Origin of the sequence: Streptomyces nidicola (assembly GCF_050106155.1) — a bacterium.
Classification (GTDB): domain Bacteria; phylum Actinomycetota; class Actinomycetes; order Streptomycetales; family Streptomycetaceae; genus Streptomyces.
Genome location: NZ_JBNBPI010000001.1, coordinates 5,514,471 through 5,535,142, shown reverse-complemented (window position 1 = coordinate 5,535,142; position 20,672 = coordinate 5,514,471). Strand labels below are relative to the sequence as shown.

The following is a 20,672-nucleotide window of genomic DNA, read 5'->3' as shown; positions in this document are numbered from 1 at the left end:
GTCAGCCGCCGATGGCGTCGCCCGCGTCGGCTCCCCTGACCTGGGAGACCATGGGGTCGGTGCTGAGGTGGATGACGCCGTAGTCGTAGGCGTGCCGCCGGTAGACGACGCTGGGTTCCTTCGTCTCGGAGTCGACGAACAGATAGAAGTCGTGCCCGACCAGCTCCATCTCGTAGAGCGCCTGATCGAGCGTCATGGGTGCCGCCACGTGGGTCTTCTCACGGACGACGAGCGGACCCTCGCCCTTGACCTCGAGCGAGCCCATCTTGGTGGTCGGTACGCCGTCGGGCTCGGCCTCCTCGGCCTTGGCGATCGTGCCGTCCACGTTGAGCAGGGCGGCGTCCGGGACGTGCTCGGCGACCTCCGCCGCGGAGATCCGCTTGCCGCGCCGCGACGACCGCTTGTCGTGCTGCTTGCGCAGGCGTGCGTCGAGCTTGTCCGTGGCCAGGTCCAGCGCCGCGTACGGGTCGCTTGCCGCGGCCTCTGCCCTGATCACCGGGCCCCGCGTGCGCAGCGTGATCTCGACGCGCTCGCAGCGGTCCGCCTGCCGGGGGTTCGGCTCCTTGGACACCTCCACGTCGAGGCTGATCACCTTGCCGTCGAGCTTCTGGATCTTCTCCAGCTTCAGCTTCTCGGCCACGTGCTTACGGAACCGCTCTGGTACTTCGGTCTTGCGGCCCTTGACGACGATGTCCACGCAGAACTCCGTTCCCGGATAGCCCCGCTCCTTGGGCGGAGCATCTCCCTCTTGCACCAGACTCCGGCCACTTCCGGAGTCTCGGACTCGGTGACTTCCACCTCCTCCTCCCCCGTGGACAAGATCTACACCCCACCACGACGAGTGATTGCGAAATTGTCTGTGCAATGCGCCTGACACGGCAATCCAATGGTGAGGAGCGGCTCAGACCTTTCTGCCGAGTTCCTCACAACCGAACATATCTCGCCCGGACGGTTGTCGGCACCCTCTACTGACACGTACCTCCAACCGAGCGAATGAACCCTGTCTCTACCTGCAACGATGCAGATTCCCAACTAGTTCCGGTTTATTTCGAAGGATTCCGGAGACGCTGCCACCACAGCTGCCCGAAACGCGATCCCGGTGATCTCGCCGGCCTTTCCCGGGCCTGCCTCGGAGCGGCCCCGATCCGCCTCGCGTTCCCTATCGATCTCCACGTAACCGGTCGCGGCCGCTATTGCGCGCGCCGCCTCCGCCAGAGAAGCACCCGTCGTGATCAGGTCGTCGACCAGCACGATCCGGCCAATTCCGGTGAGCAACCCGCTGCCACCGCCCACCACTTCCAGCGCGCCCGTCACATTCACCAGCCGCTGCCGGGCGTCCAGGCCCGACTGGTCGGCCACCGCGCGCCGCTGCCGCAGCACGGCCAGCACCCGCGCCGCGACACCCGCACGGCGCAGCTCGGCCGCCGCGGCGTACGCGATCCGCCGCGTCGGGTCGTGCCCGCGCGCCCGCACGGCCCGCGGCGCGGACGGCACAGGGACCAGCGTCACGGGGCTCAGGGGGCCACCAGGAGCCCTCCCGGCCCCGCCGCCCCACCCGGCCCCACCGTCCACGAGTCCGGCCCGCACAGCCCCGGCGAGCGCCGCACCCAGCGGCCGGGCGAGGCCGAGCGCACCACGCTCCTTGTGGGCGAGGAGCACGGCCCGCACCGCGTTCCGGTACGGGACGGCGCCGAACACGACCGGCATCCCCGGCGGAGCCGGTCGGGGCCGCACCCGGCTCGGCACAGCGCCACGCAACGCCGCCGAGCACCGCGCGCACAGCGTCGTACGAGACCTGCCACAGCCGGCACACTCGGCCGGCAGCACCAGATCGGAGAGGTCCTGCCACCACCCCCGCATACCCACCACTGTGCCGACCCGCGGGCCGCCCCACCAGCCCTGTGGACAATGCCCTGTGGACAACTCGACGGTTGTGAACAGGGGTTGAGTACGTGTGGGTGACACCCGGGCCGCCGGCCCGCGCGGCTACCCCGGATAGACCGGAGCCGTCCCGTCCTTCAGCACCGACTGCCACGCCGCCCCGGAGGGCAGGCGGACGATCCCGTCGTCGGAGTGCGCGAGCAGCGGCAGTTCGTCGTTGTCCGACGCCGCGATCTCGCTGACCCTGGTCAGACCCGGCAGCGCCTGCCCGGTCGGCGTCGATCCGTCGCTCAGTACGTACTGCATCTGCTGCAGCCCACCGGGCTCCCGGCCGACGACGACGAGCCGGCTGTCGCCCGCCCACGACACGGCCGTGACCTCTTCCATCTGCGGTGCGGCCCGGCGCAGTTCGGTCACAGAGACCTCCGTGTCGCCGTTCGCGTCCGCGTGCCGCTCGACGCGCCCGATCCACAGCGACGTGGTGTCCTTCTCCGCCACAAGGAGGCCGATGCGCGCTCCGTCGGCGGACGCCTTCACCGTCTCGATGGTGGCGTCGTCACCGAGCCCCTCGACCCGGACCTTCTGCACCTTGTCCGCCTGGCCCTGCCCGAACATCAGCAGCCGCCGGTGCTTCGGATCACGGTCGGCCACCCACAGGTCGCCGTTCCCGTCCCAACTCGGTGTCGTGAAGCCGTTCTTCTCCGCCTTGGCGTGGCTGCTCGCGACCGGGTCCCCCAGCGAGGCACCGGCGATCAGCGACGCCACGTACAGCGAGCGCCCGTCGTTCGAGACCCCCGCCGCGCGCTCCTGGTCGCGCGAGACGGCCACGGAACGCAGCACCTGCTCGCCCTCGCCCAGCGGCCCCGGCACCTGCTCGGGGCTCTTGTCGGACCTGCTCTTGCCCGGCATCCGCACCAGGCGGCCCTTGGCGTCGAGGAAGTACTGGTCCGGGACTCGCCCGGTGGAGCGCGGCGCCGCGAGGGCGTCCGCCCCGTCCTCGGTCATCGCGCACATGAACCGGCCGTCGGAACGCTTCAGTTCCACCTCGTTCACGCTCGACGACGACAGGTCCCGCAGGGAGAACAGCAGTTGGGCCGCCATCTCCTTGCACGTGGCCTGCCCGGCCCCGCTGCCCGCCTCGTTCAGCGGCACCGTCAGCTTGTTGGCGTCGTCCGGCGCCAGCGAGTCGGTGCCCTTCTTCAGCGCGGCATGCGACGGGAACGCGGTCCGCACCACCGGATTCAGCCAGTGCGTCGGCCCCTGCAACAGCTCCTTGACGGTCTCCGTCAGCGGGTCGGTCCACTGCCGTACGAAGACGGGGTCCGCGACCAGGCGCCGCTGCCCGGCCTCGCCGCCCGACGTCGAATCCACCGCGTAGTAGTACTTGTTGACGGAGCTGTAGATCCGCTGGAAGTCGGACTCGCCGAGCACGACCCCCTCCGGGAGGGCGTCGATCCGCCACTGCTTGCCCTTGGAGGTGTTCACCTGCGTCAGGTGCAGATCCCCCTGGTACGACCCGCCCTTCGGCTGGTACGCCTGCTGCTGGTCGACCGTGGCGACCAGACGGCCGGTCAGCTGGTAGGAACGCCCGTCGTTCTCGGAATTCGGCCGGCCCGTCGAGCGCTTACCGGGCCCGTCGTCGAGCACGACGGTCTGCCGCCCGGGCTCCCAGTTCTTCGCGGCCTTCGGCGTGAGGTACTTGCGCGCCATCCTGTACGAAGGGTCGTCACTGGTCAGCGCCTCCAGGAAGCCCTCGACGATGGCGGAGGGCCCGACGTCGTCCTTCGGCGGCAGGGCGAAGACGCGCACCTGTGAGTCCGGGCGCTGCGAGGCCTCGACCGATTCGAGGCCCCCGTTGTCGGGCATCGACGCGCACCCGGCGAGTACGAGCGCCCCGCACCCGGCCAGCATTCCGGCCCGCATCCCGCGCCGCTGCCGCGGCACCCGCTGTTCAGCCACGACCGCCATCGCTCCCCTCACCGCGCGATGTCGCCGCGGTCCGCTCCGTACGCGCCCGCGCGGGCGCGCCGGGTTCCGTCGACGCCTCGTCGTCCGCCGCGCGCGGCCCGCCGCGCCCGTCACGCCCACCGTGCCCATCCGGGTCACCGTGCTCGTCGCGCTCCTCGGCCTGCCGCGGCTCGTCCGTCGCCCCGCCGCGCGCCACCACGCGCGCACCGCTGCCGGGCAGCGCCGTGGGATCGGCGGACACCGCCACCTGCCCGGAGCGCGGGGCGATCGGGGCCCTGGCCGGTACGGGCGGCGCCTGGGCCGGCACGGTGGCGAGCTTCTTGCCGTCGGCGCCCGGAACACCGGCGTCACCGAGCCCCCGATTGCGCCGCGAATCCTCCGGCTCCAGCGGTATCGGCGAACCGCGCAGCGCCTCGTCCACCGTCCTCGGCAACGTGAGCCGGAACTGTGAGCCGCCGCCCGGCTCACCCCACGCCTGCAGCCACCCTCCGTGCAGCCGCGCGTCCTCCAGGGCGATCGACAGGCCGAGCCCGGTCCCGCCCGTAGTACGCGCGCGTGCCGGATCGGCCCGCCAGAATCGGCTGAACACGCGGGTCGCCTCGCCGGGCTTGAGCCCCACTCCGTAGTCACGCACAGCGACGGCGACCGCGCCTCCCGCAGTCGCGAGCCGCACCACGACGTCCTGGCCGTCACCGTGCTCCACGGCGTTCACCACCAGGTTGCGCAGCACGCGCTCCACACGCCGCGCGTCCGCCTCGGCGACCACCGGCTGCTCGTCGCCGACGATCCGGATGTGCGTGCCCTTGCGCTCCGCGAGCGGCTCGGCGCCGCCCACCACGCGCCGTACGACCTCCCGCAGATCTATCGGCTCGGCCTCCAGCGCGGCGGCCCCGGCATCGAACCGGCTGATCTCCAGCAGGTCGGCCAGCAGCGACTCGAACCGGTCCAGCTGGTCGGCCAGCAACTCCGCGGACCGCGCGGTCACCGGATCGAAGTCGACCCGCGCCTCATGAATGACATCGGCGGCCATCCGTACGGTCGTCAGCGGCGTACGCAGCTCATGGCTGACGTCCGAGACGAACCGCCGCTGCATCCGCGACAGGTCCTCGAGCTGCTGGATCTTCAGATAGAGGTTCTGCGCCATCTTGTTGAAGGCCTCGCCCAGGCGCGCGATGTCGTCCTCGCCCGTGACCTTCATACGCTCCTGGAGGCGGCCCGCGGAGAGCCGCTCGGCGACCCCCGCCGCCATCCGCACCGGCGTGACGACCTGCCGCACGACGAGCCAGGCGATGGCCCCGAGCAGCACCACGACGAACAGCCCGGCCGTCGCGAGCGTCCCCTTGACCAGCCCCAGGGACTTCTCCTCCTGCGTCAGCGGGAAGAGGTAGTACAGCTGATAGGCGTGCCCCTGCGGATCGTTGAGCCGCTTGCCGACGACGAGCCCCGGCTGCGCGTCCTTGCCGCCGTCGTAGACGATCTTCGTGTACTGCTGCGACGCGCCGGCGATCCGGTCGACCTGCCCCCGCAGATCGTCGGGCACGCTGCGGTTCGGGTCCACCAGACCAGAGCCGCGCGGCGCCCGCCCATTGCCACTGTCGGCATCGTTCGAGCTGAGGGTCACGACGTCGAACGCGCCCTTGCCACCACTCGCGAGCTGCGTGACGAGCTCGCTCATCCAGTTGTTGGGGTTCAACGTGGTGCGACTGTCACCGGACGCACCGTCCCGCACCCCGGCCGCGGCAGAGTCCGCCTTGTCCTTGGCCGCGCGGAAACCGCCCTCGGCCTGGCTCTGCGAGGCCTTCACCTTGGCATCGAGCAGCCCGTTGCGCACCGAGCCGATGACGACGATGCCGAGCAGCAGCACGACACCGAGGGACATCAGCAGCGTCGTGACGACGACCTTCAGCTGGATGTTCCGCCGCCACAGCCGCATCGCGGGCAGCAGCGGACGACGCACCCAGCGCGCGAACAGGCGCAGCACGGGGCTGCCCTGCATGCCGCCCTGGAGCAGCAGACTCCCGTCGACGGCCCGGCGCAGCCGTGAACCCCGAGCGGCGGTCGGTCCCGCCGCGGGCCCCACAGGCCGCTCCGGGCGGGACCCCGCGGCCCCGGGCGCCGAAGCGGCACTGTTTCGGGACACGTCAGCTCGGTCCTGCCTTGTAACCGACGCCTCGGACGGTCACCACGATCTCCGGCCGCTCCGGGTCCTTCTCGACCTTGGAACGCAGCCGCTGCACATGCACATTGACCAGACGCGTGTCCGCCGCGTGCCGGTAGCCCCACACCTGCTCGAGGAGCACCTCACGCGTGAACACCTGCCAGGGCTTGCGCGCGAGCGCGACCAGCAGATCGAACTCCAGCGGCGTCAGCGCTATCGGCTGTCCGTCTCGCTTCACCGAATGCCCGGCCACATCGATGACCAGGTCACCGATGGCGAGCTGCTCCGGCGCAGGCTCCTCCGATCTCCGCAGCCGTGCCCGGATCCGGGCGACCAGCTCCTTCGGCTTGAACGGCTTGACGATGTAGTCGTCGGCCCCCGATTCGAGGCCCACCACCACATCCACGGTGTCGCTCTTCGCCGTGAGCATCACGATCGGCACCCCGGACTCCGCCCTGATCAGGCGGCACACCTCGATACCGTCCCGGCCCGGCAGCATCAGATCGAGCAGCACCAGATCGGGCTTGGTCTCACGGAAAGCGGCCAGCGCCTTGTCGCCGTCAGCTACGAACGACGGCTCAAAACCTTCACCACGCAGCACAATGCCGAGCATCTCGGCCAGTGCGGTGTCGTCGTCGACGACAAGGACTCGTCCCTTCATGGACCACATCATCCCATTAGCTCATCGTTGCCTGGAGTGAACTGGCACACAGTTCACCCAAGCCATCACTTGTCACAGGGGACACAACGCCCCACTCCGTGACGATCGCCGTCACCAAGTCCGGAGGCGTCACATCGAACGCGGGGTTGTACGCCTGCGTCCCCAGTGGTGCCACCGGAATCCCGCCACCTGCCTCCACTCCGGCCAGCGGCACCCGCGGCGCCGTGACCTCCGTCACCTCATGCCCGGCCCGCTGCTCCACCTCGATGGAAGCCCCGTCCGCGGTCTCCGGGTCGATCGTCGTCACCGGCGCGACCACGATGAACGGCACATGGTGATAACGCGCCAACACCGCGAGCGGATAGCTCCCCACCTTGTTCGCCACCGAACCGTCGGCCGCGATCCGGTCCGCGCCGATGAGCACGGCATCCACCTCACCCGCGGCGAACAGCGACCCTGCGGCGTTGTCCGTGAGCAAGGTGTACGCCATCCCGTTGCGCGCGGCCTCGTACGCGGTCAGGCGAGCCCCCTGCAACAGCGGGCGCGTCTCGTCCACCCACAGCCGGCGCAGCCGCCCCGCCCGGTGCGCGGCGAGCGCGACCGCGAAAGCCGTGCCCTCACCGCCGGAGACCAGCGCCCCGGTGTTGCAATGCGTCAGGATGCGGTGATTGCCACCGGGCACCAGCTCGTCGAGGAGCCGCAGCCCCTGCTCGGCCATCTTGGCGCTGGCCGCCGCGTCCTCCTCGTGCAGCGCCCGCGCCGAGGCGAGCGCCGCCGCGGCAGCCCGCTCCCGGGCCTGCGCCTCGTCACCCGCCCCGCTCTCGAACGCGGACCGGTACGCCTCCTGCGCCCTGCGCGCCCCGTACGCCAGATTGACCGCGGTGGGCCGCGCGTCCGCCAGCGCGTCGGCCGCCTCCTCCACGTCGAAGCCGCGGGCGGCGGCGAGCGCCACCCCGTACGCCCCCGCGATCCCGAGCAGCGGCGCCCCTCGCACGGCGAGGGTACGGATCGCCTGCACCAGGGCCTGCGGATCCGTGCACACCAGCTCGACCTCTTCCGCGGGCAGCCGCGTCTGGTCGAGCAGCACCAGAACGGGCCCCTCCGCCGGCTCCTCCCACCGGATCGCCGGGATGTCGACGGCCTCGGGCTGTGCGCCGTCGATGGGCCGTATGTCCTCGCCGGATTGCGCGTACTGATCAGCCATCCGCCCAGTCTGCCCCGTACCGACCCGACAATTGAAGGTGTGCAGCCCTCACGGGGCCAGGTCATCCGGCACCCACCCCATGGCACGATGGCAGCCAACCTGCTGCCGCGACCGCGGTCGGGCACTTTGAAGGAGCGACGATGAACGACACTCCGGGCTGGGCATCGCCCGGATCTGCCCCCTCCGACGGCCCGGACGGCACCCGCAAGGACAGCCCCGAGCAGAACGGCGACGCACAGGGCAGCGGTCCGCAGGACGCGCCCCCGCAGGACGCCGCGGGCCAGGGCCCGAAGTGGTCCAAGGAGCAGCCGCCGCCCGCCCAGTGGTCCGCCCCCTCCGGCTCCGCCCAGGCCCCTCCCCCGCCCCCGCCGGCTCCCGGCCAGGGCCAGGGCTGGGGCGGCCAGGGCTGGGGTGGTCAAGGCTGGGGCGGCCAAGGCGGAAACGGCGGCCCCGGAGGCGGCGGCTACCCCGGCTGGGGCGGCGGCTGGCAGAGCAAGCCCGCCGCGGCCAAGCCCGGCGTCATCCCGCTGCGCCCGCTCGGCGTCGGCGAGATCCTCGACGGCGCGGTGTCGACGATGCGCACCTACTGGCGCACCGTCCTCGGCATCTCCCTGACGGTCGCCGTGGTCACCCAGCTCCTGGCGGTCCTCCTCCAGGGCTTCGTCCTCAACGACGCGGCGACCACCACGGCCCTCGACAATCCCGATGCCACCCCGCGCGAGATCTTCAGCGCCCTGGGCACGCTCCTGATCGGCTCCGCGGTCGTCGCGGTCGTCACACTGCTCGGCACGATCGTCGCTACAGCCCTGCTGACGACGGTCACCAGCCGCGCCGTGCTCGGTCGGCCCGTCACCATAGGAGAGGCCTGGCGCGACGCCCGGCCGCAGATCCTCAGGCTGCTCGGCCTGACGCTGCTGCTCCCGCTGATCGCCGCCGCGATCATGCTGGTGAGCATCGTGCCCGGCATCCTCGTCGGCGCACTCGGCTCGACCGAGGGCGGCATCGCACTCGGCGTCGTCGGCGGTCTCATCGGCTTCGCCGTGACGATCTGGCTGATGGTCCGCCTGTCGCTGGCCTCGCCCGCGCTGATGCTGGAGAAGCAGACCGTCCGCAAGGCCATGGGCCGCTCCACCAAGCTGGTCCGCGGCTCCTGGTGGCGGGTCTTCGGAATCACGATCCTGGCGTCCCTGATCGCCGCGGTCGTCTCGGAGATCATCCTCTTCCCGTTCACCGCCATCGCCGGGGCGGTCAGCGGAGACGGCTTCGCCGGTCTCCTGGACAGTGGCGGGAACTTCGGCTGGGCCTTCCTCATCATCACCGGCATCGGCTCGGTCGTCGGCTCCACCATCACCTTCCCGATCACGGCCGGTGTCACCGTGCTCCTCTACATCGACCAGCGGATCCGCCGCGAGGCACTCGACCTCGAACTCGCCCGCGCCGCAGGCCTGCACGACTACGGGTCCGCTCCCGGCGCCACTCCGGGGAGTTGATGGCGTGAGCGCACTTGGGGGAGTGCTCCGCACGACGATCTCGTCGGTCCTCACCGGCGGCGACGAGCCGCCGGTGAGGATCCCGCGCGGCCCCGCGCGCGAAGCGGCGAAACGCGAGCTGTCCAAGCCCGCGTACCACCAGGACGACCCGAACTGGTTCATGCGCGCCCTGAACAAGTTCTGGGACTGGATCGACGAGCTCTTCTCCGCCGCGTCCGGCGCCGCCCCCGGCGGCACCGTCGGCCTGCTCGTGATCCTCCTTGCCGTCGTCGCCGTGGCGGCCGCCCTGTGGTGGCGCCTCGGCACGCCCCGCCGCTCCCCCGCCTCAGCGCCCCCGCTCTTCGACGACCGCCCGCGCAGCGCCGCCGAACACCGCGCGGCCGCCGCGGCGCACGCCGCCCAGGAACACTGGAACCAGGCCGTCCAGGAACGGATGCGCGCCCTCGTCCGCTCCCTGGAGGAACGCGCACTCCTCGACCCGCGCCCCGGCCGCACCGCCGACGAGGCCTCCGCCGAAGCGGCCCGCCCGCTGCCCCGGCACGAGGACCGCCTCCGCGCGGCAGCCCGCGACTTCGACGACGTCGCGTACGGCGGCCGCACCGCGACCCCGGAGACGTACGAGCGCCTGTCCACCCTGGACACCGAGGTGGAACGCACCACCCCCACCCTCACGCCCACCGCGGGAGCGCCCCGGTGACCGAACCGACCGACCCCCGTGACACGGATCAGCAAATCAAGCCCGTAGGCACGGGTGAGCATTTCAAGCCCCTGCGGCGATTGAGCAGCGGGGTCCGGGGCGGAGCCCCGCGGCCTGAGGACGGCCCCCATGCACCACCACCGCCGCCGCCCGACGGCCCCACCTCCATCACCCCCACCGCCCGCCAAATCTGGACCCGCACCCGCGGCATCGCCCTGGCCCTGACCTTCCTCCTGATCGCAGCCGTGATCATCGCGGTCGTCCGCTCCGGCGACCAGCACGGCACCCTCGACCCCCGCTCCGCCGACAAGCGCGGCAGCCGCGCCGTCGCCGAACTCCTCGCTGACCGGGGCGTCGACACGCGCGTGGTCACCACAACCGCCGAGGCCCGCGCGGCGACAGGCCCCGACACGACCCTCCTGGTCGCCGCGCCCGACCGGCTCACGGCCCACCAGCAGTCCCGGCTCCAGGCCGCCACGGTCGACTCCGGCGGCCGCACCGTCCTCGTCGCTCCCGGCGCCGCCGCGGTCGACACGCTGGCCCCCGGCGTCACCACCGACCCAGAGCCCGCCGCCGACAAGCCCCTCGCGCCCGGCTGCGCGCTGCCCGAGGCCCGCCGCGCCGGCCCCGCGGACACCGGCGGCCACCGTTACAGCACGACGCTCACCGGCGCCGACTCCTGCTTCCCGAGCCACGGCTCCCCCACGCTGCTGCGCTTGCCGTCCCCCACCGACGAAGGCGACACGATCGTCCTCGGCTCGCCCGACATCCTTCTCAACGACCGCCTCGACGAACAGGGCAACGCCTCGCTCGCCCTTCAACTCCTCGGTTCGCGCCCTCATGTGGTCTGGTACCTCCCCTCCCTCTCCGACGACTCGGCGGCCGACGACGCACAGAACGACCGCAGCTTCGTCGACCTGATCCCCAAGGGCTGGCTCTGGGGCACCCTTCAGCTCTTCATCGCGGCAGCACTGGCCGCCCTGTGGCGCGCACGCCGTCTGGGCCCCCTGGTCCAGGAGCGCCTGCCCGTCGCGATCCGCGCCTCCGAAACCGTCGAAGGCCGTGCCCGCCTCTACCGCAAGGCGAACGCCCGCGACCGCGCCGCCACGGCCCTACGTATCTCCACTCGCACGCGCCTGGCCCCCCTCATCGGCATCCCCGTCTCCCAGGCCCACTCGCCCGAGACCTTCCTCCCGGCCCTGGCACGCCAACTCCCCACGCCCGCCCGGGACCCGCACGCTCTCCTCTTCGGCCCGCCCCCCGCGACCGACGCAGCACTCATCGCACTCGCCGACCACCTCGACGCCCTCGAAAGTGAGGTACGGAACCCATGATGGACCCGACCACTGACAACGCCGGGCCCACGACGGATCCCCGCAGCTCAAGGGCGTCTTTGGAGGCCCTGCGCACGGAGATCGCCAAGGCCGTGGTCGGCCAGGACCCCACCGTCACGGGCCTCGTCGTGGCCCTCCTCTGCCGCGGCCACGTCCTCCTCGAAGGAGTGCCCGGCGTCGCCAAGACCCTCCTCGTACGCGCCCTGGCCTCGTCCCTCGAACTCGACACGAAGCGCGTGCAGTTCACCCCCGACCTGATGCCCAGCGACGTGACGGGCTCTCTGGTCTACGACACCAACACCGCCCGCTTCTCCTTCCAGCCGGGCCCGGTCTTCACCAACCTCGTCCTCGCCGACGAGATCAACCGCACGCCGCCCAAGACCCAGTCCTCCCTCCTCGAAGCGATGGAGGAACGTCAGGTCACGGTCGACGGCACAGCGCGCCCGCTCCCGGACCCGTTCATGGTGGTCGCGACCCAGAACCCGGTCGAGTACGAGGGCACCTACCCCCTCCCCGAGGCCCAACTGGACCGCTTCCTCCTCAAGTTGAACGTTCCGCTGCCCACCCGCCAGGACGAGATCGACGTCCTGACCCGGCACGCCTCCGGCTTCAACCCCCGCGACCTGCACGCAGCGGGTATCCGCCCGGTGGCCACGGCAGCCGACCTCGAAACGGCCCGCGCGGCGGTCGCCAAGACAACGGTCTCCCCCGAAATCACCGCCTACGTAGTCGACATCTGCCGAGCGACCCGCGATTCCCCATCGCTCACCCTCGGCGTCTCCCCGCGAGGCGCCACGGCCCTCCTCGCCACCGCCCGCGCCTGGGCCTGGCTGACCGGCCGCGACTACGTCACCCCCGACGACGTCAAGGCCCTGGCCCTCCCCACTCTCCGCCACCGCATCCAACTGCGCCCGGAGGCCGAAATGGAGGGCGTCACCCCGGATTCCGTCATCAACGCGATCCTGACCCACGTCCCCGTCCCCCGCTGACCCGACGCCCGACGCCCGACGGAGGACGACACGACAATGGCACTGACCGGACGCACGGCCCTTCTCGCAGCCCTGGGCTCCCTCCCCGTCGGCATCTGGGACCCCAGCTGGACCGGGATCCTGGCCGTCAACGCCCCGCTGGCCCTGGCCTGCGCCTGCGACTTCGTCCTGGCCGCCCCCGTACGCCGCCTGCGCCTGACCCGCTCGGGCGCCACCTCCGTACGCCTCGGCGACCCGGCCGACGTCACTCTCACGATCGCCAACCCCTCACGCCGCCCCCTGCGCGCGAGGGTCCGCGACGCCTGGCCCCCGAGCAGCTGGCACTCCGGCATGGAGTACGACTCGTCCCGCCACCGCGTGAACATCCCCGCCGGCGAGAGGCGCCGCGTCACGACGCGCCTCCAGCCCACCCGCAGAGGCGACCGCACGGCCGACCGCGTCACCATCCGCTCCTACGGCCCCCTCGGCCTGTTCACCCGCCAAGGCACTCACAGAGTCCCCTGGACGGTCCGCGTCCTGCCGCCCTTCCACAGCCGCAAACACCTCCCCTCCAAGCTGGCCCGCCTCCGCGAACTCGACGGCCGCACCAGCGTGTTGACCAGGGGCGAGGGCACAGAATTCGACAGCCTCCGCGAGTACGTTCCCGGAGACGACACCCGCTCCATCGACTGGCGCGCAACGGCCCGCCACTCCGCGGTGGCCGTCCGCACCTGGCGCCCGGAACGCGACCGCCACATCCTCCTGGTCCTCGACACCGGCCGCACCTCCGCCGGCCGAGTCGGCGACGCCCCACGCCTCGACGCCTCCATGGACGCCGCGCTCCTCCTGGGCGCCCTGGCCTCCCGAGCCGGCGACCGCGTGGACCTGCTGGCCTACGACCGCCGCACCCGCGCCCTGGTCCAGGGCCGCACCGCAGGCGACGTCCTTCCTGCCCTGGTCAACGCCATGGCTCCACTGGAACCAGAGCTGATCGAAACGGACGCCCGAGGCCTCACGGCGACAGCCCTGCACACAGCGCACCGCCGATCCCTCATCGTCCTTCTTACGTCCCTGGACGCGGCCCCCATCGAAGAGGGCCTCCTCCCCGTACTCTCACGCCTCACGAAGCGTCACACGGTCGTCCTGGCATCAGTTGCCGACCCCAAAATCGAATCGATGACGTCGGCCCGAGGCACCACAGAAGCCATCTACGACGCCGCATCAGCGGCCCAGGCAAAAGCCGAACGCCTACGCACAGCCGAACAACTCACCCGCCACGGCGTCACCGTCGTGGACGCCACCCCATCCGAATTGGCCCCAGCCCTCGCGGACGCCTACCTGTCCCTGAAATCCGCCGGCCGCCTTTGAGGAAAGGGGGGGCTTCCCCCAAAACGCTCCTGAAACGCAGAAAAGCCCCGGACCGTATCCCGGTCCGGGGCTTTTCTCTAAAAATAGTTCGGCGGCGTCCTACTCTCCCACAGGGTCCCCCCTGCAGTACCATCGGCGCTGTGAGGCTTAGCTTCCGGGTTCGGAATGTAACCGGGCGTTTCCCTCACGCTATGACCACCGAAACACTATGAAACTGTCAACCGGAGCCGTAGCCAATCGGCTTCGACGGTTGTTCATGGTTTCAGAACCAACACAGTGGACGCGAGCAACTGAGGACAAGCCCTCGGCCTATTAGTACCGGTCACCTCCACACCTTACGGTGCTTCCAGATCCGGCCTATCAACCCAGTCGTCTACTGGGAGCCTTAACCCCTCAAAGGGGGTGGGAATACTCATCTCGAAGCAGGCTTCCCGCTTAGATGCTTTCAGCGGTTATCCTTTCCGAACGTAGCCAACCAGCCATGCCCTTGGCAGGACAACTGGCACACCAGAGGTTCGTCCGTCCCGGTCCTCTCGTACTAGGGACAGCCCTTCTCAATATTCCTACGCGCACAGAGGATAGGGACCGAACTGTCTCACGACGTTCTAAACCCAGCTCGCGTACCGCTTTAATGGGCGAACAGCCCAACCCTTGGGACCGACTCCAGCCCCAGGATGCGACGAGCCGACATCGAGGTGCCAAACCATCCCGTCGATATGGACTCTTGGGGAAGATCAGCCTGTTATCCCCGGGGTACCTTTTATCCGTTGAGCGACGGCGCTTCCACAAGCCACCGCCGGATCACTAGTCCCGACTTTCGTCCCTGCTCGACCCGTCGGTCTCACAGTCAAGCTCCCTTGTGCACTTACACTCAACACCTGATTACCAACCAGGCTGAGGGAACCTTTGGGCGCCTCCGTTACTCTTTGGGAGGCAACCGCCCCAGTTAAACTACCCATCAGACACTGTCCCTGATCCGGATCACGGACCCAGGTTAGACATCCAGCACGACCAGAGTGGTATTTCAACGACGACTCCACAACCACTGGCGTGGCCGCTTCAAAGTCTCCCACCTATCCTACACAAGCCGAACCGAACACCAATATCAAACTGTAGTAAAGGTCCCGGGGTCTTTCCGTCCTTCTGCGCGAAACGAGCATCTTTACTCGTAGTGCAATTTCACCGGGCCTATGGTTGAGACAGTCGAGAAGTCGTTACGCCATTCGTGCAGGTCGGAACTTACCCGACAAGGAATTTCGCTACCTTAGGATGGTTATAGTTACCACCGCCGTTTACTGGCGCTTAAGTTCTCAGCTTCGCCACACCGAAATGTGACTAACCGGTCCCCTTAACGTTCCAGCACCGGGCAGGCGTCAGTCCGTATACATCGCCTTACGGCTTCGCACGGACCTGTGTTTTTAGTAAACAGTCGCTTCTCGCTGGTCTCTGCGGCCACCCCCAGCTCAGAGTGCAAGACTCATCACCAGTGATGGCCCCCCTTCTCCCGAAGTTACGGGGGCATTTTGCCGAGTTCCTTAACCATAGTTCACCCGAACGCCTCGGTATTCTCTACCTGACCACCTGAGTCGGTTTAGGGTACGGGCCGCCATGAAACTCGCTAGAGGCTTTTCTCGACAGCATAGGATCATCCACTTCACCACAATCGGCTCGGCATCAGGTCTCAGCCTTGTGTGCGACGGATTTACCTACCGCACGGCCTACACCCTTACCCCGGGACTACCATCGCCCGGGCTGGACTACCTTCCTGCGTCACCCCATCGCTCACCTACTACCAGCTTGGGCCGGCGGCTCCACCACTTTCCATTCCCCGAAGGGTCCGGAACGGCTTCACGGCCTTAGCATCACTGGATTCGATGTCTTTCGCTTCACAGCGGGTACCGGAATATCAACCGGTTATCCATCGACTACGCCTGTCGGCCTCGCCTTAGGTCCCGACTTACCCTGGGCAGATCAGCTTGACCCAGGAACCCTTAGTCAATCGGCGCACACGTTTCTCACGTGTGTATCGCTACTCATGCCTGCATTCTCACTCGTGAACCGTCCACAACTACCTTCCGGTGCTGCTTCACCCGGCACACGACGCTCCCCTACCCATCCATACAGGCGTTGGCCCTATGTGTATGAATGACACGACTTCGGCGGTACGCTTGAGCCCCGCTACATTGTCGGCGCGGAATCACTTGACCAGTGAGCTATTACGCACTCTTTCAAGGGTGGCTGCTTCTAAGCCAACCTCCTGGTTGTCTCTGCGACTCCACATCCTTTCCCACTTAGCGTACGCTTAGGGGCCTTAGTCGATGCTCTGGGCTGTTTCCCTCTCGACCATGGAGCTTATCCCCCACAGTCTCACTGCCGTGCTCTCACTTACCGGCATTCGGAGTTTGGCTAAGGTCAGTAACCCGGTAGGGCCCATCGCCTATCCAGTGCTCTACCTCCGGCAAGAAACACACGACGCTGCACCTAAATGCATTTCGGGGAGAACCAGCTATCACGGAGTTTGATTGGCCTTTCACCCCTAACCACAGGTCATCCCCCAGGTTTTCAACCCTGGTGGGTTCGGTCCTCCACGAAGTCTTACCTCCGCTTCAACCTGCCCATGGCTAGATCACTCCGCTTCGGGTCTTGAGCGCGCTACTATGTCGCCCTATTCGGACTCGCTTTCGCTACGGCTTCCCCACACGGGTTAACCTCGCAACACACCGCAAACTCGCAGGCTCATTCTTCAAAAGGCACGCAGTCACGACGCATTGAGTAAACTCAATGCGCGACGCTCCCACGGCTTGTAGGCACACGGTTTCAGGTACTATTTCACTCCGCTCCCGCGGTACTTTTCACCATTCCCTCACGGTACTATCCGCTATCGGTCACCAGGGAATATTTAGGCTTAACGGGTGGTCCCGCCAGATTCACACAGGATTTCTCGGGCCCCGTGCTACTTGGGTGTCTCTCAAACGAGCCGCTAATGTTTCGACTACGGGGGTCTTACCCTCTACGCCGGACCTTTCGCATGTCCTTCGCCTACATCAACGGTTTCTTACTCGTCTTACGGCCGGCAGACCGTAAAAGAGAGATCCCACAACCCCGTACACGCAACCCCTGCCGGGTCTCACACGTATACGGTTTGGCCTCATCCAGTTTCGCTCGCCACTACTCCCGGAATCACGGTTGTTTTCTCTTCCTGCGGGTACTGAGATGTTTCACTTCCCCGCGTTCCCTCCACACTGCCTATATATTCAGCAGCGGGTGACAGCCCATGACGACTGCCGGGTTTCCCCATTCGGAAACCCCCGGATCAAAGCCTGGTTGACGACTCCCCGGGGACTATCGTGGCCTCCCACGTCCTTCATCGGTTCCTGGTGCCAAGGCATCCACCGTGCGCCCTTAAAAACTTGGCCACAGATGCTCGCGTCCACTGTGCAGTTCTCAAACAACGACCAACCACCCATCACCCCGAACCAGCAGGTTCGAGTGCACTGGGGCCGGCACTGAAGGATCAGGCTCTACAGCCCGTACCTTCAGACACCCAACAGCGTGCCCGACACGTTCAGTTGAAGCTCTGTGTTCCACGCCGAAGCAGTACTAACAGTCCTCATCCTGATCGTGCCGAATAATCAACGTTCCACCCATGAGCAACCACCGTCGAACGTTTGCCGACGTAATGGCCCTGGACCACCAAACAACGTTTGGCGGCCTAGATGCTCCTTAGAAAGGAGGTGATCCAGCCGCACCTTCCGGTACGGCTACCTTGTTACGACTTCGTCCCAATCGCCAGTCCCACCTTCGACAGCTCCCTCCCACAAGGGGTTGGGCCACCGGCTTCGGGTGTTACCGACTTTCGTGACGTGACGGGCGGTGTGTACAAGGCCCGGGAACGTATTCACCGCAGCAATGCTGATCTGCGATTACTAGCAACTCCAACTTCATGGGGTCGAGTTGCAGACCCCAATCCGAACTGAGACCGACTTTTTGAGATTCGCTCCACCTTGCGGTATCGCAGCTCATTGTATCGGCCATTGTAGCACGTGTGCAGCCCAAGACATAAGGGGCATGATGACTTGACGTCGTCCCCACCTTCCTCCGAGTTGACCCCGGCGGTCTCCTGTGAGTCCCCATCACCCCGAAGGGCATGCTGGCAACACAGAACAAGGGTTGCGCTCGTTGCGGGACTTAACCCAACATCTCACGACACGAGCTGACGACAGCCATGCACCACCTGTACACCGACCACAAGGGGGCGCCCATCTCTGGACGTTTCCGGTGTATGTCAAGCCTTGGTAAGGTTCTTCGCGTTGCGTCGAATTAAGCCACATGCTCCGCTGCTTGTGCGGGCCCCCGTCAATTCCTTTGAGTTTTAGCCTTGCGGCCGTACTCCCCAGGCGGGGCACTTAATGCGTTAGCTGCGGCGCGGACAACGTGGAATGTTGCCCACACCTAGTGCCCACCGTTTACGGCGTGGACTACCAGGGTATCTAATCCTGTTCGCTCCCCACGCTTTCGCTCCTCAGCGTCAGTAATGGCCCAGAGATCCGCCTTCGCCACCGGTGTTCCTCCTGATATCTGCGCATTTCACCGCTACACCAGGAATTCCGATCTCCCCTACCACACTCTAGCTAGCCCGTATCGACTGCAGACTCGGGGTTAAGCCCCGAGCTTTCACAATCGACGTGACAAGCCGCCTACGAGCTCTTTACGCCCAATAATTCCGGACAACGCTTGCGCCCTACGTATTACCGCGGCTGCTGGCACGTAGTTAGCCGGCGCTTCTTCTGCAGGTACCGTCACTTTCGCTTCTTCCCTGCTGAAAGAGGTTTACAACCCGAAGGCCGTCATCCCTCACGCGGCGTCGCTGCATCAGGCTTTCGCCCATTGTGCAATATTCCCCACTGCTGCCTCCCGTAGGAGTCTGGGCCGTGTCTCAGTCCCAGTGTGGCCGGTCGCCCTCTCAGGCCGGCTACCCGTCGTCGCCTTGGTGAGCCATTACCTCACCAACAAGCTGATAGGCCGCGGGCTCATCCTTCACCGCCGGAGCTTTTAACCCCCATCCAGGAGAATGGGAGTGTTATCCGGTATTAGACCTCGTTTCCAAGGCTTGTCCCAGAGTGAAGGGCAGATTGCCCACGTGTTACTCACCCGTTCGCCACTAATCCACCCCGAAGGGCTTCATCGTTCGACTTGCATGTGTTAAGCACGCCGCCAGCGTTCGTCCTGAGCCAGGATCAAACTCTCCGTGAATGTTTCCCCGTCATCGGGGTGACACCACGAGAGCGGAACAGTCGGAGGAATAATCCGACCGTTCACAGCGTCCTCGCTGTGTGCCTGCCAGCCAGTGGCCTGCAGGACTTTTCAAAGGAACCTCGCCCCAGCAGATGCTGGAGACGGGGTATCAACATATCTGGCGTTGATTTTTGGCACGCTGTTGAGTTCTCAAGGAACGGACGCTTCCTTTGTACTCACCCTCTCGGGCTTTCCTCCGGGCGCTTCCCTTCGGTATTTCGTGTTTCCAACCTTACCAGATCCGTTTCCCGTTCCGTTTCCGGTTCGGATTTCATTTCCGGTGGCCGTTGGAGGGCCTTTGCCTTTCGGCGGTGCCGACTTTATCAGAAGTTTTTGGCCGGGCTGACCGGCTCAGGGTTTCCGATTAATCGGGAGGGGCTTCTCGAAGAATTGAATTTCGTGAAGCGCGCTAGATACTAGCCGTTGCAATCGAACCTGTCGAGTTCGGGGCAACTGTTCGAATCTACCTCCCCGGTCTGTCCGTGTCAACGGTCTTTCCGGGGCGAAGAGGAGACTAGCAGGTCAGCGGGGCGCTCGCACATCAGGCGGCCGTGGGAAGCAGCGCACTGCGCTCGTCCGTGGCCACATCGCCCGTTTCGCCCTCACGAACCGCTCGGCCGCCGAGGACATAGACGTACGCCAGGAAGGCCAGTTCTGCCGTGATGCCGATGGCGATGCGGGCCCAGGTCGGGAGGCCGGAGGGGGTGACGAAGCCTTCGATGGCCCCGGAGATGAAGAGGACCAGGGCCAGTCCGATGGCCATGCCGAGAGCCGCTCGGGCCTCTTCGGCCAGGGCCGTTCTGCGCGTGCGGGGGCCCGGGTCGATCACGGTCCATCCGAGGCGGAGTCCGGTCCCGGCGGCTACGAAGACCGCGGTCAGTTCGAGCAAGCCGTGCGGAAGGATCAGCCCCAGGAAGGTGTCGAGGCGGCCGACGGAGGCCATCAGGCCGATGCCCACACCTACGTTGAGCATGTTCTGGAAGAGGATCCACAGGACCGGCAGGCCCAGGAAGACGCCCAGAACCAGGCACATGGCAGCGGCCTGGGCGTTGTTCGTCCAGACCTGGGCGGCGAACGACGCGGCCGGGTGGCTCGAGTAGTACGTCTCGTACTGCCCTCCGGGGCGGGTCATCTCGCGGAGCTCGGAGGGGGCCGCGATGGCGGCCTGGACATCGGGGTGGGTGCCGATCCACCAGCCGATGAGGGCGGCTGTCGCGGTCGACAGCAGTGCGGTGGGTACCCACCAGTGGCGCGCTCTGTAGACCGCTGCCGGGAAACCGTGGGTCAAGAAGTGCGTGACGTCGCGCCATGAAGCGCGGCGGGTACCCGTCACTGCACTACGCGCGCGGGCCACGAGTTGAGTGAGGCGGCCGATCACCCGGGGGTCCGGTGCGCTCGACTGGATGAGCGAGAGGTGGGTGGCGGTGCGCTGGTACAGGGTCACCAGTTCGTCCGCCTCTGTGCCGGTGAGTCGGCGTCGGCGGCGCAGCAGGGAGTCCAGTCGGTCCCACTCGGCCCGGTGGGCGGACACGAAGACGTCGAGGTCCATCCGGTCTGCTGCTCCTCGCTTTCCGGCACCTGTACGGCGCGATGGTCCTTCAGCTTGGCAGACTGGCGGTTCCTGGGGCAGCTCGTTGAAGGGTGGGTG

12 protein-coding genes and 3 rRNA genes are annotated in these 20,672 nt (G+C 67.3%); 5 read left to right on the top strand and 10 right to left on the bottom strand.

What is annotated here, in order from left to right:
- Position 1 precedes the first annotated feature (1 nt).
- The 6 genes from hpf to mtnA form a co-directional block, all read right to left on the bottom strand.
- Complete coding sequence (gene hpf, locus ACOKM3_RS25155; RefSeq protein WP_426903296.1) at positions 2 to 697, bottom strand: ribosome hibernation-promoting factor, HPF/YfiA family; 696 nt, start codon at positions 695 to 697, stop codon at positions 2 to 4.
- Positions 698 to 1,032: 335 nt separating this feature from the next.
- Positions 1,033 to 1,860 (bottom strand): ComF family protein, encoded by an 828-nt coding sequence (locus tag ACOKM3_RS25150; RefSeq protein WP_426903295.1) that lies wholly within the window; start codon positions 1,858 to 1,860, stop codon positions 1,033 to 1,035.
- 126 nt (positions 1,861 to 1,986) lie between these two features.
- Positions 1,987 to 3,849 (bottom strand): LpqB family beta-propeller domain-containing protein, encoded by a 1,863-nt coding sequence (locus ACOKM3_RS25145; RefSeq protein WP_426903294.1) that lies wholly within the window; start codon positions 3,847 to 3,849, stop codon positions 1,987 to 1,989.
- Positions 3,833 to 5,989, bottom strand: coding sequence for an MtrAB system histidine kinase MtrB (gene mtrB, locus ACOKM3_RS25140; RefSeq protein ID WP_426903293.1), 2,157 nt, complete (start codon positions 5,987 to 5,989; stop codon positions 3,833 to 3,835). The genes ACOKM3_RS25145 and mtrB overlap by 17 nt, the downstream gene beginning before the upstream one ends.
- A 1-nt stretch (position 5,990) precedes the next feature.
- Positions 5,991 to 6,680, bottom strand: coding sequence for a two-component system response regulator MtrA (gene mtrA, locus ACOKM3_RS25135; RefSeq protein WP_306324333.1), 690 nt, complete (start codon positions 6,678 to 6,680; stop codon positions 5,991 to 5,993).
- Positions 6,681 to 6,684: 4 nt separating this feature from the next.
- Positions 6,685 to 7,872: an S-methyl-5-thioribose-1-phosphate isomerase gene (mtnA, locus tag ACOKM3_RS25130; RefSeq protein ID WP_426903292.1), complete on the bottom strand. Its 1,188-nt coding sequence runs from the start codon at positions 7,870 to 7,872 to the stop codon at positions 6,685 to 6,687.
- Positions 7,873 to 8,012: 140 nt separating this feature from the next.
- Here mtnA and ACOKM3_RS25125 point away from each other — a divergent pair, with 140 nt between their 5' ends.
- The 5 genes from ACOKM3_RS25125 (at position 8,013) to ACOKM3_RS25105 (ending at position 13,729) form a co-directional block, all read left to right on the top strand.
- Positions 8,013 to 9,362, top strand: coding sequence for a glycerophosphoryl diester phosphodiesterase membrane domain-containing protein (locus tag ACOKM3_RS25125; RefSeq protein WP_426903291.1), 1,350 nt, complete (start codon positions 8,013 to 8,015; stop codon positions 9,360 to 9,362).
- A 4-nt stretch (positions 9,363 to 9,366) separates the two neighbouring features.
- Positions 9,367 to 10,059: a DUF4129 domain-containing protein gene (locus tag ACOKM3_RS25120; protein ID WP_426903290.1), complete on the top strand. Its 693-nt coding sequence runs from the start codon at positions 9,367 to 9,369 to the stop codon at positions 10,057 to 10,059.
- A gap of 167 nt (positions 10,060 to 10,226) precedes the next feature.
- On the top strand, positions 10,227 to 11,393 hold the full coding sequence (locus ACOKM3_RS25115) for a DUF4350 domain-containing protein (RefSeq protein WP_426906891.1): 1,167 nt from the start codon (positions 10,227 to 10,229) through the stop codon (positions 11,391 to 11,393).
- Positions 11,393 to 12,382, top strand: coding sequence for an AAA family ATPase (locus ACOKM3_RS25110; RefSeq protein WP_426903289.1), 990 nt, complete (start codon positions 11,393 to 11,395; stop codon positions 12,380 to 12,382). Before ACOKM3_RS25115 ends, ACOKM3_RS25110 begins: the two co-directional genes overlap by 1 nt.
- 36 nt (positions 12,383 to 12,418) lie before the next feature.
- A complete protein-coding gene (locus tag ACOKM3_RS25105; protein WP_426903288.1) occupies positions 12,419 to 13,729 on the top strand; it encodes a DUF58 domain-containing protein in 1,311 nt (436 codons plus the stop codon).
- A gap of 86 nt (positions 13,730 to 13,815) precedes the next feature.
- Here the strand turns inward: ACOKM3_RS25105 and rrf are convergent.
- The 4 genes from rrf to ACOKM3_RS25085 all read right to left on the bottom strand — a co-directional run bounded on the left by rrf (position 13,816) and on the right by ACOKM3_RS25085 (position 20,573).
- A 5S ribosomal RNA gene (rrf, locus tag ACOKM3_RS25100) occupies positions 13,816 to 13,932 on the bottom strand.
- An 89-nt stretch (positions 13,933 to 14,021) separates the two neighbouring features.
- Positions 14,022 to 17,145, bottom strand: a 23S ribosomal RNA gene (locus tag ACOKM3_RS25095).
- Between the two features lie 311 nt (positions 17,146 to 17,456).
- Positions 17,457 to 18,982 (bottom strand): 16S ribosomal RNA (locus ACOKM3_RS25090).
- The 16S, 23S and 5S rRNA genes sit together here, the layout of an rRNA operon.
- A gap of 583 nt (positions 18,983 to 19,565) precedes the next feature.
- Positions 19,566 to 20,573 (bottom strand): stage II sporulation protein M, encoded by a 1,008-nt coding sequence (locus ACOKM3_RS25085; protein ID WP_426903287.1) that lies wholly within the window; start codon positions 20,571 to 20,573, stop codon positions 19,566 to 19,568.
- Positions 20,574 to 20,672 lie beyond the last annotated feature (99 nt).